The organism is Kluyvera sp. (genome assembly GCF_965301105.1).
In genome coordinates this window covers 1-13,561 of record NZ_CBDKZX010000036.1, presented here as the reverse complement: position 1 = coordinate 13,561, position 13,561 = coordinate 1, and the positions used below count along the sequence as shown (strand labels likewise).

At 57.8% G+C, this 13,561-nt stretch carries 12 protein-coding genes; 3 read left to right on the top strand and 9 right to left on the bottom strand.

What is annotated here, in order from left to right; all coding sequences use genetic code 11:
* Positions 1 to 18: 18 nt before the first annotated feature.
* From ACW14G_RS13460 to ACW14G_RS13445, 4 genes are all read right to left on the bottom strand, one after another.
* The gene (locus tag ACW14G_RS13460) at positions 19 to 747 is read right to left on the bottom strand and encodes a MerR family transcriptional regulator (protein WP_163449070.1); all 729 of its coding nucleotides are present in this window, start codon (positions 745 to 747) and stop codon (positions 19 to 21) included.
* Positions 748 to 940: 193 nt separating this feature from the next.
* Entirely contained in the window at positions 941 to 2,728 is a 1,788-nt protein-coding gene (locus tag ACW14G_RS13455) for an aryl-sulfate sulfotransferase (protein ID WP_249022971.1), read from the bottom strand.
* A gap of 24 nt (positions 2,729 to 2,752) precedes the next feature.
* Complete coding sequence (locus ACW14G_RS13450) at positions 2,753 to 3,496, bottom strand: ABC transporter ATP-binding protein (RefSeq protein ID WP_167575355.1); 744 nt, start codon at positions 3,494 to 3,496, stop codon at positions 2,753 to 2,755.
* Complete coding sequence (locus ACW14G_RS13445; protein ID WP_249022970.1) at positions 3,493 to 5,061, bottom strand: ABC transporter permease; 1,569 nt, start codon at positions 5,059 to 5,061, stop codon at positions 3,493 to 3,495. The genes ACW14G_RS13450 and ACW14G_RS13445 overlap by 4 nt, the downstream gene beginning before the upstream one ends.
* A 223-nt stretch (positions 5,062 to 5,284) precedes the next feature.
* Between ACW14G_RS13445 and ACW14G_RS13440 the strand changes: the two genes are divergently transcribed.
* Entirely contained in the window at positions 5,285 to 6,352 is a 1,068-nt protein-coding gene (locus ACW14G_RS13440) for an ABC transporter substrate-binding protein (RefSeq protein WP_223803046.1), read from the top strand.
* Here ACW14G_RS13440 and ACW14G_RS13435 read toward each other — a convergent pair.
* The 3 genes from ACW14G_RS13435 to ACW14G_RS13425 all read right to left on the bottom strand — a co-directional run bounded on the left by ACW14G_RS13435 (position 6,349) and on the right by ACW14G_RS13425 (position 10,367).
* A complete protein-coding gene (locus ACW14G_RS13435; RefSeq protein WP_163449075.1) occupies positions 6,349 to 7,287 on the bottom strand; it encodes a LysR family transcriptional regulator in 939 nt (312 codons plus the stop codon). The two genes, ACW14G_RS13440 and ACW14G_RS13435, sit on opposite strands and share 4 nt — an antisense overlap.
* A gap of 68 nt (positions 7,288 to 7,355) precedes the next feature.
* On the bottom strand, positions 7,356 to 9,140 hold the full coding sequence (locus tag ACW14G_RS13430; protein WP_163449076.1) for a diguanylate cyclase: 1,785 nt from the start codon (positions 9,138 to 9,140) through the stop codon (positions 7,356 to 7,358).
* 117 nt (positions 9,141 to 9,257) lie between these two features.
* Positions 9,258 to 10,367 (bottom strand): AI-2E family transporter, encoded by a 1,110-nt coding sequence (locus tag ACW14G_RS13425; RefSeq protein WP_064543904.1) that lies wholly within the window; start codon positions 10,365 to 10,367, stop codon positions 9,258 to 9,260.
* A gap of 310 nt (positions 10,368 to 10,677) precedes the next feature.
* Here ACW14G_RS13425 and ACW14G_RS13420 point away from each other — a divergent pair, with 310 nt between their 5' ends.
* Both ACW14G_RS13420 and ACW14G_RS13415 read left to right on the top strand, forming a co-directional pair.
* Entirely contained in the window at positions 10,678 to 11,649 is a 972-nt protein-coding gene (locus tag ACW14G_RS13420; protein ID WP_249022969.1) for a DUF1852 domain-containing protein, read from the top strand.
* Between the two features lie 27 nt (positions 11,650 to 11,676).
* Entirely contained in the window at positions 11,677 to 12,708 is a 1,032-nt protein-coding gene (locus tag ACW14G_RS13415) for a methionine synthase (protein WP_163449078.1), read from the top strand.
* Between the two features lie 47 nt (positions 12,709 to 12,755).
* Here ACW14G_RS13415 and ACW14G_RS13410 read toward each other — a convergent pair whose 3' ends face one another.
* Positions 12,756 to 13,151, bottom strand: a complete 396-nt coding sequence (locus ACW14G_RS13410) for a VOC family protein (RefSeq protein ID WP_249022968.1) — start codon at positions 13,149 to 13,151, stop codon at positions 12,756 to 12,758.
* A 98-nt stretch (positions 13,152 to 13,249) separates the two neighbouring features.
* The coding region (locus ACW14G_RS13405) for a proton-conducting transporter transmembrane domain-containing protein (protein ID WP_455648619.1) at positions 13,250 to 13,561 on the bottom strand (312 nt) is incomplete at its 5' end.

Here is a 13,561-nt window from a genome sequence, read left to right as displayed (position 1 = left end):
ATGGCTGAGAGGGAGGTGTTACAGCGGGATCACATCAAGAGAATCGACCTGCTGCTGCCAGAGGTCTATCTGTTTTTTTCGCGCGACGGTGAGTTTGCCGGAAGTGACCAGCAGCCATTTGCGCTGCGGGAAAATCTCCGGGGCCAGCGCGGCGGGCGCCGCGGGAAGTACATCAATGCGATGCCCCTGCCCGGTACGTTTCAGCGCTTCAAGCCAGATTTCGCAAGGGTCGCTAAGGTGCCAGCCGGTAATCAGGTAATTATCACCCGGCGCGCGTTTATCCCCTTCCAGACAAAACGAGGTGTAGGAGATGATGATGCCGTCGAGAATTTCCCGCAGCGTCATCATTGCCGCGACGTTGGCCGAGACTTTACTGCGCAGCGGGCGCAGCACTTCCGTCACCAGTTCAGGACGGGGATATTCGCGACCGGCGTCGTAAATCAGCTGGCGCAGGGACTCAATTTTGCCTTCTTTCAGGCGTTGCAGCATGCTCTCCTGCAAGGTGAGCCAGTTATTGGTTTGCCGTGCCCCCGGGCGGGACAGCAACGGTTTCACCTGGCTGACCGGCACGCCCTTTTTCACCCAGTCGAGAATTTTGAGCGCCTGCTGGATATCATCATCGCTGTACTGACGGTGCCCGCCATCGGTGCGCTCTGGCTTGAGCAGGCCGTAGCGACGCTGCCAGGCGCGAAGCGTCGTGGCATTAATGCCGCAAAGCCGGGAAAATTCACCAATGGAGTAGGACATAAAGCGCACCTGATAACCAACAATACACTCAATATACTACGAATCACGGCGGGTTGAAGGAAGTGCGAAATTTAGGGTAAGGCTTTCAGGATGTGCGCGCCTGTTGTTGATGGCTATCAGAACGTCATTTACGTCGCCCTGCTGAGATAAAAACCACTCAGCGGAAAAACGGGCTTCCCTGCCCTTATTCAACTCACGCCGCGTTCTCATCCAGCCATGCCAGCAGCCCTTCCAGAGAGAGCTGCGCAGGCCCACGCGCCGTGGGCTGGCCCTGTTTCAGCACCAGTAACGTCGGCAAACCGCGTACGCCGAGGGCCGCGGCGAGTTGCTGATGCTGGTCCGCATCAAGATAGCGGCTGTCGAGCGCGGCAACCCGCTGGCTGAGTTTTTCATGCGCCAGCAGCTGCCAGAGTTTGCGGCAATGTACGCAGCGCTCCGCGCCCACGAACAGCAGAATCGGTCGTTCACTCTCCAGCTCGCTTGCCGTCGCGATGGGTCTGAAGGCGCTTTCCGCGACGCGGAACAGCTTCGGACTGCGGCGCAGCGTGTCATTATCCGTCGCCACGCACAGCGCGTCGGCGCTTTTGCTGTAGGGCTGCACGCCCGCCACCCGCACCACGCTCTGCGCGGGGCCTGCCGCTGCCGCGCCGGGCTGGCGCAAGGTGCGAACATCGACGGCGGCAATCGGCGTCTCCTGCGGCTGCGCCAGCTGTGGGATCCAGCCATACGGTATACGGTAAGCGCGGTAAACCATATTGTTATTCAGCGTCTTACCCCAGAACGGCGAAATGTATTCCCAGACGATTTCATGGTCACGGGTGACCTCGAAAATACGCCCGTTTGAGCCTTCGTTAATCAAGGTGTTGCCGTTTTCCAGACGCTGCATATTGCTGATATACGGGCTGTAGAAACGGTAAGAATCGGTCGGCTGCGGCAGGTCCGCCTCATACGGCGAGTAGCGCCACTCGATATCAAGGGTAATCGGGTTAATCTCGAGGATCCGCGAATGATCGCGCCAGGCGTTTTTCACGCCGTCCGCCGACGCGGGGTTCGGTGCGCCATATCCGGCCCAGCCGCCGTTATCGAAAATCAGGATATTGCCCGCTCCCGGTAGCCCCTGCGGAATCATATGCGCGTGGTGCTGGCCGATAATCCAGCCGATATGCTTCAGCTCCGGCTTGCTGTAATCAGGCCCAAGCTGCCAGACAATCTTGCCGCTCTGTTTATCGATAATGGCGATAATATTCGATTCGCGGGCATCCCAGATAATATTGTCCGGATGGAAGCGTTGATCGCCCGCGTCATACCATTTGTTCGGCCCCAGCGCCGACATAGAGTTGATATGCATCCAGTCGCCCATGCCGCCGCCGCTGGCGCGCATGTTCGGATTGTTATACAGCGCCGTACGCGCCGCGTCGTCAAACCCAAGCTCCTCAAAATGGTCGCTGCAGCGCCATTCCCATACCACGTTGCCCTGCCAGTCGACCTCAATAATGGTGTCGTCCAGCAGCAGCTTGTCGGAAATAGCCTCATTCACCAGGTTGGTATGGGCCAGAATCAGCGTGTTGCCCCCTTCCACCTGCGGCTCCAGCCCCGGCGCATAGTAGCCTACCGGGTTACCCGCTCGCTGATAATCATGGTGCGCGCGCGCCATCCAGCGGGTTTCATTGCCCGGATCGCTCACCTGTTCGTAGCGGTCGAATTTCCAGGTAACGTTACCTTCCCAGTCCACCTGAATCAGGTCGAGCATATCCTGCATGCCGTAGCGCGGGTCGCGCTCGCCGCTGTGGCCAAGAATCGCGCCGCCGGGCAGGATTTTATTGGGAAACCCGTGTAGTTCAGGCCATTCACGCACCACGTGGCCGTTCATATCCACCAGCACCGCACCGTGTTCGGTGGCCTGGAAAAGGGTGTAACCGCTCCACGCCCGCTGTGGATCGTAGAGGGTGGCGCCGGTTGGGTAGACGGAAGGATGTCCCATATATTTGCTCCTTAAAGAAAAGAATCAGGCTGAAGTAATCAATTGGCGAATGTGCCGGCAGGCGGCGGTAAACGACGCGTCGTCGCGTAGACGCGGGTGCGGCAGCGCGAGGCTCACCACTTCGCGAATCCGTCCCGGGCGCGGTGAAAGCACCACCACCCGGTCGGCAAGCGCCACCGCCTCTTCCACATCGTGTGTCACCAGCAGCGTGGTGGTGCCGGTGCTTTGGTGAATCTGTAACAGTTCCTGCTGGAGCGTGTGGCGCGTCAGGGCATCCAGCGCGCCGAACGGTTCGTCGAGCATCAGGATCTGCGGACGGGCGACCAGACCGCGGGCAATCGCTACGCGCTGCGCCATACCGCCGGAAAGCTGTGCGGGCAGCGCGCTGGCGAACTCGGTCAACTGCACGCGCGCCAGCATCGCCTGCGCCCGCTGGCGCTTCTCGGCCCGGCTAAGTTTTTCATCCGCGAGGCCAAGCATCACGTTGTCGATCACGCTCAGCCACGGGAACAGGCGGGGTTCCTGAAAGACGATGCCGCGCTCTTTACCCACGCCGGTCACCCGCTCGCCGTTGATCCGAATCTCGCCCTGAGTGGTCGGCTCCAGGCCCACCAGCATTCGCAGCAGCGTCGATTTCCCGCAGCCGCTGCTGCCCACCAGCGCCACCAGCTCGCCGGCGGCAATATCCAGGCTAAAGTTCTGTAGGGCCGTCACCTGTTGCCAGGATTTACGCACATGCTGAAAAGAGACCAGCGTCGAAGAGGTCATAGTTGCTCCTGTTGGCGCCAACGGGTGGCGCGAATTTCCAGTAAACGCCCGACTTTATCCAGCGCCGCGCCGGTAACACCGACCAGCACCATGCCGCACAGAATGGTCGGCATATCCAGCAACTGCTGGGCGTTGATCATCAGACTGCCGATACCCACGCCGGAGGACATGAAATACTCCGCGCCGATATTGCCAAGCCAGGCATAAATCAGCGCCAATCGCAGACCGGCGAAGATACCCGGCGCCGCGCCGGGGAGAATCAGAGAGCGCAAACGTGCGAAGCCACTTAAACGCAGGACGTCAGCGACCTCATCCAGCTGCGGGCTGCGCTGGGTGACGGCCTGTAAGGTGCTGAAGAACATCGGGAAGAAGGAGGCCAGGGCGATAAAGACAATTTTGCCGCCGTTATCGTTACCCACCCATGCGGTCAGCAGCGGCAGCCAGGCGAACAGCGCAATATGGCGTAGAACGTTGAGCGTTGGCGTGAAGATGTGCCCCGCGCGCGGTCGTAGCGCTAACAGCAGCCCGCAAAGCAGGCCGCTCGCGATCCCCAGCGCGCCGCCGATCAGCGCGCGCCCAAGGCTTGCCAGCATCGCCGCGGTTAGCTCACCGTTCACCATCCCCAACACAAAGCGATCGGCCACCGCCAGCGGCGAGGAGAACAACGCGCCGTCGATCCAGCCCCACTGGCTCGCCAGTTGCCACAACACCAGCAGCAGCGCCGGCAGCTGCAACGCGCGCCAGCTGGCCTGCGGTTTCCAGGCCAGGCGACCTGTCGCGGGCTGCGGCCAGAACACCAGCCGCGAGTAGGCGCGATTCGCCGCCCACTCCATCAGCATGCCGCTAATCCCCACCACGGCGATGGTGACGAAGACGATATCCAGTTGAAACAGCTGGCGTCCCCAGACCATCAGGTAGCCAATGCCTTCCGAAGAAGCCAGCAGTTCGACAACAATCAGCGACACCCAGGCCTGTGAAAGCGCCAGCCGCAGGCCGGTAAACCAACCCGGCAGGCTCGCCGGGATCACCAGCCAGCGCAGGCGCTGCCAGCGGGAAAAATTCATCACCCTGCCCGCTTCACTCAGCGTCAGCGGCACGCTGGTCACCGCCTGCTGGGTATTCAGCGTCATCGGCACGACGGTGGTTTTCACAATCACCGCCAGCTTCAGACCGTTATCAATGCCGAACAGCACCATAAACAGCGGGATCCAGCCCAGCGTGGGAATCTGCGCCAGCGCGTAAAACAGCGGCTCCACCCGCTGCGCCGCCGTAGGGACTAAACCAAACAGCGCGCCAAGCAGCGTTCCGGCCAGGGTGCCTAACAGCAGCCCCAGCGCCAGATGCTGGAGGCTGAACCCCCACTGCGCCAGCAGGTCGCCGCCGAATAACGACAGTGCGGTATCGGCAACCACCGACGGTGGCGGCAGGATCTGCTCCGGCATCCAGCCTTCGCGAGCGGCGATGAACCACAGGACAAACAGCAGCGCGGGCAACAGCCACGGCCAGCCGTTCAACCGGAATATGGGCCTTCCGGGAAGGCGGGTTCTGATGAGTATCTGCGACATAGCGGTCCACTTTTCGTGAAGTTATGCCGCTATAAAAACGTGACTTTTCTCACGCTGCCATTGCGTTACGTGAATAATCCCGATGCAACAAATGCATTTCAGCCTGGCGGGTACGCGGCCTTTGCTTTAGCTTTTTTTTGCCTTTGCTTTGCCAATAAAAGTATTTAACAGCGGGGTGGGCGGCTCTTTAGGGTGAGAAAAAAACTCAGGGGAGCAAGACGTTATGATGAAAGCACTTTTTCGCCGCACCTTACTGGCGCTAACGGCAACGGTCGGTCTGATGACCAGCCTTCACGCCGAAGAGCTGCGTACCATCCGTATCGGCGTACCGGACCAAAGCGCGGGTAGTCAGCCGTTTATCGAGGGGCCGGTGGGGATGGCGTATATTCGCCATCAGCTTGAAGACGTGTTCAAGCCGCAGGGCGTCGAGGTTCAATGGCAGTTCTTTAAAGGCGCGGGCCCGGCGGTGAATGAAGCGCTGGCCAACCGACAGCTTGATTTCGTTTACCTTGGCGACCTGGCCGCCATTATTGGCAAGGCCAACGGTCTGCCGACGCGCCTGCTGTTAGGCAGCCGCGGTTCAGAATCGTACCTGGCCGCCACCAAAGCCTCGGGCATCAAAACGCTGGCCGACCTGAAGGGTAAGCGCGTGGCGGTCTATCGTGGCACGGCTGACCAGTTGGCCTTTGACCGCGCATTACAGAGCGCCGGTTTGACCGAGCGTCAACTGCAGGTGATCAACCTCGACTGGAACGCGGGCAAAGCGGCGCTGGCCGCCGGACGCGTCGATGCGGTGTGGGGCGGCGTCTCGCTGCTGGCGCTGCGCGGCGATAAGATAGACGTGGTGGTGAAAAGCGGCGATTCCGGCCGTCAGAACACCACCCAGGCGGGCTTCCTGGGCACCCAGAGCTTTATCGAAGCCTGGCCGCAGGCCACCCAGCAGATTATCGACGTGCTGGTAAAAAATGCGGCGGAAATCAGCAACGAGGCCAATCGTGAAGCCTGGTCAGCGGAAATGGCCAGACAGAGCCAGATTCCGCAAGCCCTGTTCCTCGAAGAGCTCCAGCCGCAGGAGCTGAACTTTAGCACCTCGCCGCGTATCGATCCGTTCCTGACCGAGAGCTTCAGCAGCAGCGTCGAACAGGCCAAAAATGGTCGACTGATTCGCAGCGCATTTGACGCGAAGCAATGGGTAGACGGCCAGTTTGTTGAACAGGCGTTGAAAAGTCAGAAGCTGGAGAAACACTGGCCGCAGTACAATCCTCAGGGCCAGCCGCTCAACGCCGGTTAAACGCTCACTCCCTGCGTCAACGGCTGAAGCTGACGGTCGGCATGCAGAATAATCTCCATCAGCTTTTCTGCAAGTGGCGGCTGGGCTGCATGAACCGGGGAGATAATCGCAAACCGGGTCTGCATCAGCCGCCACTCGTCCGGTAGGTCGCTCAACTCCAGCTTAACCAACTGATGACTGTGCTGGCACAGCGCAAAACCATCTTCACTGGCGAAGCTTATCGCCTCGGTATGTGCCAGCGTCGACCACAGTGCATAGATATGGTCGCACTGGATCGCCGGGGTAAAGTCTTGCCGCTGGCTCAGCGTCGCTAACACTTTACGCACACCCGGCGGTAAATAGGGGGCGGCAAACGGATAGCGCAACATCTGTTGAATAGAAACAGGCCCCTGCTTTGCCAACGGATGGCTGGCGTGGCAGACGAAGAAACAGCGTTGCGGGCTGAGCGGCTGAACCCGCAGCTGTGGATCCAGCTCGGCCTGCCAGCTGTCGGCCACCACAAACGGGTATTGCTGCGAGGTCAGCGCATGGTGCAAGGCATACCAGTTGTCGATATGAAAACGCACCCTCGCCTGCGGCAGACGACGATGAAATTCACCGACCGCCGCCGGAATCAACCGCGCGCCGGGCGCCGGGCCGCAACCGAACGCCACTTCGCCGTTTTGCGCATCGTCCGCTTCGCGCAGATGGCTGCTTAACTCGACGTTCAGCTCCTGAAAGCGACGCGCGTAGGGCAGCAAGGTTTGCCCATGCAGCGTCAGAGTCGGAAGCTTGCTCTGACGGTCAAAAAGCGGGTGGCCGACGCTCTGCTCCAGCGCCTGAATGCTGCGGCTGAACGCCGATTGCGACAGGCAGACCGCCTCCGCCGCGCGATTAAAACTGCCATATTCAACCAGCGCGACAAAGTTGCGCAGTTGGCGAAAATCGAGATGCATAGGCCCGCTTCACTTTCTGTTTACATTTAATCACAGTACTGGAAAGCGGCGGTCCAGCGCAATGCCGGTCATCCGGCCTCCAGCATGCCAAAGCTGACAATTCGCGCCCGCCCCAGCTCTTTCGCGCGATAGAGCGCCACGTCGGCAGCGCGCAGCAGGTTGTCACTTTGGACATGTTCCGGGTAGCTGGCGACGCCGATCGAGACGTCCACGTGGCCAATATCCGTCCCGGCAAAACGCAGCGCCATCTCGCGCACGCCGTTATAAATATCGGTGGCAACGCGGCTGGCGGCCTCTTCATCCATGCCGTTAAGCAGCACCAGGAACTCTTCACCGCCGTAGCGGAAAGCCGTGCCCTGATCGCGCACCACGCGCTGAATAATCGCGGCGACGCTTTTAATCACCCCATCCCCCGCCTCGTGGCCAAACCGGTCGTTAATGTGTTTAAAGTGATCGATATCGATCATCAGGCAACTGAGCGGTTCTTTGCTGCGCATGGCCAGGTTCAACTGAGTGCCCAGCATATCTTCGAGGTGGTGGCGATTACGCAGCCCGGTCAGCGGGTCGTACAGCGCTTTTTCCAGCAGCGCGTCGCGCAGCCGCTGGTTGGCCAGGGCCAGACCCAGCGCTTCCGCCATCAGCTCCAGATAGGCGCGTGTCGAGGCGGTTTGCTCATTAAGATTCTGGAATGAGAGCAGCCCAATCGCCTCGCCCTGGGCAATCAGCGGTACGCACAGGGAATGGCTGTGGCACGTCTCCGGCAGATGGTAGCAGCCGATATCCGGCTCGCCGTGCACCGGCGGATGGCTTTGGCCGCGACGTACCGCCCAACATTCATCCGGGTGAAAAGGACTCGCTTTCCCCTCCGGCGATAGCCACTCGGCAACACAGCGCATCTGCCAGGGATCGCGGTCGAGAACAAACAGCCGTCCGGCCACGCCGGGCGCAATGTTCGGCGCGAACAGCTCCGCGACGTTAATGACGTCGTCAAAATTCTCGCAGCCTTGTAGGCGCTGAGTCATCCGCGCCAGCAGTTCGCGTATTGCCCAGTTGGCATCGCGCTCTTTCTCCAGCTGCTGCCGCGCCAAGCCGTTTTCGCGGAAAATACGCACCGCCTGCGCCATATCGCCAATTTCATCAATCTGCTTGAAGTCGGGCGTCTCCACGGCATAATCCTGCGATGCCAGCCGGTGAACCACGTCGCTCAAACGCACGACCGGGCGCAGTACGCGGTGCTGTAAAATAAAGCCCAGCACGAATAAAAACAGCAGCGCCGTCAGCCCCACCATCACTTCCGACAGCGTGCGCAGCGTGCGGGACGCCCGCGTCGCATCGTCAATGGCATCGCGCGCGCGGTTATCCAGAAGCTGGCGGAAGTGATCGAGTCGTTCCTGCGCGCGGTCCAACTCCTGCTCATAAATTTTGCCGTAAAGCAGCGCCATCGCCTGTGCGGTTTCACCGCGCGCCATATTGGCCAGCGCCGCTTGCTGCTCGTCCTGTAGCGCATCGACAATCTGCACGCCCTCGTGCAACAGCGCCAGCTCCTCGCCCGTCGCCCCGGCGTCGTTCAGTTTTGATAATCGGTGTTCAATCGATTTCAGCGCGGTTTCTTTCTGCCGGTATTCCTTCAGCACATCCGGGTCTTTGCCGACGACGTACAAGCGCGCCAGATCGGATAGCGCCCAGGCGTCGTTGTCGATCTCCTCAGTGAGCTGGTCGAACACCTGTCGCTGCGCCACCGCCTGACGTTCGGTATTGTCCGCGCTGGAGGCCATCAACATGACGATACCGGAGGCGATAGTCAGACAGACCGTCGCGCCGTAGGCCCAGTTTGTTATGGTCGCTATTCTCACCGATGGCTTCCTTCTGCGACGAATATTCAATAAGCATCATGGAAATTATAGGAAATGCCCATTTCCGCGTGACAATAAAAAAAGCGGCCGTAGCCGCCTTTTGTTATCGTCATGGCATTACGCATCTGGAGGATTTTTTCCTTCCGCCATAAACTCTTCGTCCAACCCTTCAACGTTCCCCGCGTGGTCACGCCCGGAGAACAGGTTCCAGCAGGCGAGGAACAGCGCCGCAATCAGCGGACCGATGACAAAGCCGTTGATGCCGTAAATTTCCATACCGCCAATGGTGGTAATCAGGATCAGGTAGTCAGGCATTTTGGTGTCTTTCCCCACCAGCAGCGGGCGCAGAATGTTGTCCACCAGCCCGACAATCACGATAAAGAAACCGACGATAAAGAGCCCTTGCCACAGCTGGTCGGTGGCGAAGAGAAATATCGCCGCCGGAACCCAGATAATCGCCGAACCCACGGCGGGTACCAGCGACAGAAACGCCATCAACGCCCCCCACAGCACGCTCCCGTCAATACCGACAATGGCAAACGCAATGCCGCCCAGCGTCCCCTGAACCACCGCCACCACCGCCGTGCCTTTGACCGTCGCCCGGGTGACGCCGACAAATTTGGCAAACAGATGCTGTTTCACAAAATCGGTCAGCGGCAGCGAGTCCAGAATCTGATTCACCAGATACGGGCCATCTTTTAGCAGGAAGAACAGCAGATACAGCATGATGCCGAAGCTAATGGCGAAACCGAAAGTGCCCTTACCTATCAGGAACGCGCTGCCGGCCAGGTACTGCCCCCCCGCCAGCGCGACATCAGAGAGTTTTTTCTGAATTTGCGCGACGTTATCCAGGTCGTGCTCTATCAGAAAACCGCGTGCCCAGTGCGGCAGATGCGAAAAAATGCTGGCAATGACCTGCGGAAAACGCGTGTTGTTCTCCTGCAGCTTGGTGTAAATCACGTTCAGCTCAAGCGCCAGCGATGACAGGATCGCCATCAGCGGAATAAACACAATCAGGCAAATAATGACAATCGTGATGAGCGATGCCAGCTCGTTGCGCTCGCCCAACGCGCTACGCAGCTTATTTTTCACCGGGTTGAACACCACGGTGAGGATAGCCGCCCACAGAATGGCGGAAAAATAGGGAGAAAGAACGTCGAAAAATGCCCAGGTGACGAGGGCGAGAATGAAAATAAAGAAACCTTTGGTCAGTCCGTTAAAGCGCATTGCTGAGTCCTGTTGCGGGAAATCTGTCACGACTATAGGTGCGTTTGGCGGGATTTACCAGGTCAGGGCGTTATGCGCCTCGTCGAGTGGCGCCGGGTGATGTTGAGAAAAACCGCCGTAGCGCTAGCGCATCATGAAGATGTCTCATGTTGCAATGAAATTAAGTCGCTTTCACTCCTCCAGAGGCTCTGGCATAAAATACACATCATTAACTTATTGGCAACATGAAGCCGCCGAATGCGTGAAGCAAAACACGCTGAATCATCAACAGGCTCGGTTTTCATTTCCCGACTCAGGAGGCAAGACTGCCATGAATAACGATTTTACTTTTACTATTAAGCACAGCCTTTTCGACGAAAATTATAATCCTTCTGAGAATACCCGCATCACGACTAATTTTGCCAATCTCGCCCGTGGTGAAAACCGTCAGCAGAACTTACGCAATACGCTCAAGATGATTGATAATCGCTTCAATACTTTAGCGTACTGGGATAATCCGCAAGGCGATCGTTATTCCGTTGAGCTGGATATTATTTCCGTTGAAATGAATATTGCGGGCACCGCCTTTCCGGCCATTGAAATTCTGAAAACCAATATTATTGATAAAAAAACCAACGAACGAATTGAAGGGATTGTTGGCAATAACTTCTCATCTTACGTTCGCGATTATGACTTTAGCGTCCTGCTATTGGAGCATAATAAGCATCGTACTGAATTTACGATCCCGGAAAACTTTGGCGATTTGCATGGCAACATCTTTAAGCATTTCGTTAATTCAGCAGAATACAAAGCACAGTTTAAAAAACCGCCGGTCATCTGTCTTAGCGTATCCAATAAGAACGCCTATCAGCAGACGGGCAATCAGCATCCGGTTCTGGGGATTGAATACCAGCAGCACGGCACCTCGTTAACCGAACATTATTTCAGCAAGATGGGCCTGAAGGTGCGCTATTTCATGCCGAAAAACAGCGTCGCGCCGCTGGCCTTCTTCTTTACCGGCGATTTGCTGAGCGACTACAGCGACCTGGAACTGATCGGCACCATCAGCACGATGGAGACCTTCCAGAAAATTTATCGTCCGGAAATTTATAACGCTAACTCCGCGGCAGGTTTGCACTATCAGCCGAATCTGAGTCAGCAGGATCATTCATTAACCAAAATTGTTTACGACCGGGAAGAACGCAGCCGGCTCGCCATTGAGCAAGGCAAATTCACCGAAGAACACTTTATCAAACCGTACAAACATATTCTTGAGCAATGGTCAGCCGACTACGCGCTTTAATGAATTCACATTAAAAGGTTATCTATTATGAAAACATTGCTCCCGACATCAACGGCTGGCAGCTTACCAAAACCGTCCTGGCTCGCGCAGCCGGAAACGCTGTGGTCGCCGTGGAAATTGCAGAATGAAGAGTTAATTCTGGGCAAACAGGATGCGCTGCGTTTGTCACTGGACGATCAGCTCCGGGCCGGAATTGATATTGTCAGCGACGGTGAGCAAACCCGTCAGCATTTTGTCACCACCTTTATTGAACACCTCAGCGGCGTCGATTTTGAAAAACGCGAAGTGGTGAAAATTCGTAATCGCTACGATGCCAGCGTGCCAACCGTGGTCGGTGCCGTCGAGCGTAAAAAACCGGTATTTGTTGATGACGCGCGTTATTTGCGCCAGCTCACCACACAGCCGATAAAATGGGCGCTGCCGGGGCCGATGACCATGATCGATACGCTGTACGATGCCCACTACAAAAGCCGCGAAAAGCTGGCCTGGGAATTTGCCAAAATCCTCAACCAGGAAGCGCGTGAACTGGAAGCGGCGGGCGTGGACATTATCCAGTTTGACGAGCCGGCCTTTAACGTCTTCTTCGATGAAGTCAACGACTGGGGCATCGCCACGCTGGAGCGCGCGATTGAGGGGCTGAAATGCGAAACGGCCGTACATATCTGTTATGGGTACGGTATTAAAGCCAATACCGACTGGAAAAAGACGCTGGGCAACGAGTGGCGTCAATATGAAGAAGCGTTTCCGAAGCTGCAGGCGTCGAATATCGATATCATCTCGCTGGAGTGCCATAACTCCCGCGTACCGATGGACCTGCTGGAACTGATTCGCGGTAAAAAGGTGATGGTCGGGGCCATTGACGTCGCCAACCATACCGTCGAGACGGCGGAAGAGGTTGCCGATACGCTGCGCAAAGCCCTGCAGTTTGTGGATGCCGACAAACTGTATCCATCAACCAACTGCGGAATGGCCCCGCTGCCGCGCCACGTAGCCCAGGGCAAGCTCAACGCGCTGAGCGCGGGGGCGGAAATCATTCGTCGCGAGCTGGCGGCGAAGTAACCTCATAAGACACAGGCGATCGCCGGGATCGCCTGTCATCACGCGGTCTACGCGTCCTGATAAAGATCCCAGCGGTTGCCGTACAGATCTTCAAACACCACCACCGTACCGTACTCCTCCTCGCGCGGCGCTTCGCAGAAATGCACGCCTTTCGCCTTCATAGCATGGTAATCGCGCCAGAAATCATCGGTCTGTAGGAACAGAAAGACTCTTCCGCCGCATTGGTTACCGATAAAACCTTCCTGCCGTTCGTTGGACGCGCGCGCCAGCAGAAGATTGCAGTCGCTTTCCGGGTTGGGTGATACCACCACCCAGCGTTTGCCCGGCTGTGGCGTATCTTCAATAAGCGTGAACCCCAGTTTGTCCGTGTAGTACTCAATCGCGCGGTCGTAGTCGTCGACCACAATGGCCACGTGTCCCAGACATCTTTTTTGCGTTCTCATTAGCGGCTCCATTCAGATTTATATGCGACTACCCTACACGCTTTCACGCATAAAAAAACCGCCGATAAATCGGCGGTTATTGACATCATCACGCTGGATTACATCAGCGGCATCGCCAGCTGAACGATGTTAATCAGCGGCTGCGGGTAGATACCCAGCACCAGCACCAGCAGCGCGGAGATCAGCACCACGATACCGCCCGCGCTGTACTGCCAGTTAGACGGCGCATCGCGGCCCGGCTGCTGAGGTGCGCTGAGGTACAGGCTCACGGCAACGCGCAGGTAGTAGTAGAGGCCAATCGCGGAGCCAACCACCACCGCGCCAACCAGCCACCACAGGTGCGCCTGGACGCCGACGGCCAGCACGTAGAACTTACCGATAAAGCCGAGGGTCATCGGGATACCGGCCAG

Coding starts and splice junctions, on each gene's coding strand:
- ACW14G_RS13460 (WP_163449070.1), bottom strand. CDS start 747: ATGTCCTACTCCATTGGTGAATTTTCCCGGCTTTGCGGCATTAATGCC.
- ACW14G_RS13440 (WP_223803046.1), top strand. CDS start 5,285: ATGATGAAAGCACTTTTTCGCCGCACCTTACTGGCGCTAACGGCAACG.
- ACW14G_RS13410 (WP_249022968.1), bottom strand. CDS start 13,151: ATGAGAACGCAAAAAAGATGTCTGGGACACGTGGCCATTGTGGTCGAC.
- ACW14G_RS13435 (WP_163449075.1), bottom strand. CDS start 7,287: ATGCATCTCGATTTTCGCCAACTGCGCAACTTTGTCGCGCTGGTTGAA.
- ACW14G_RS13445 (WP_249022970.1), bottom strand. CDS start 5,061: ATGTCGCAGATACTCATCAGAACCCGCCTTCCCGGAAGGCCCATATTC.
- ACW14G_RS13455 (WP_249022971.1), bottom strand. CDS start 2,728: ATGGGACATCCTTCCGTCTACCCAACCGGCGCCACCCTCTACGATCCA.
- ACW14G_RS13450 (WP_167575355.1), bottom strand. CDS start 3,496: ATGACCTCTTCGACGCTGGTCTCTTTTCAGCATGTGCGTAAATCCTGG.
- ACW14G_RS13420 (WP_249022969.1), top strand. CDS start 10,678: ATGAATAACGATTTTACTTTTACTATTAAGCACAGCCTTTTCGACGAA.
- ACW14G_RS13415 (WP_163449078.1), top strand. CDS start 11,677: ATGAAAACATTGCTCCCGACATCAACGGCTGGCAGCTTACCAAAACCG.
- ACW14G_RS13425 (WP_064543904.1), bottom strand. CDS start 10,367: ATGCGCTTTAACGGACTGACCAAAGGTTTCTTTATTTTCATTCTCGCC.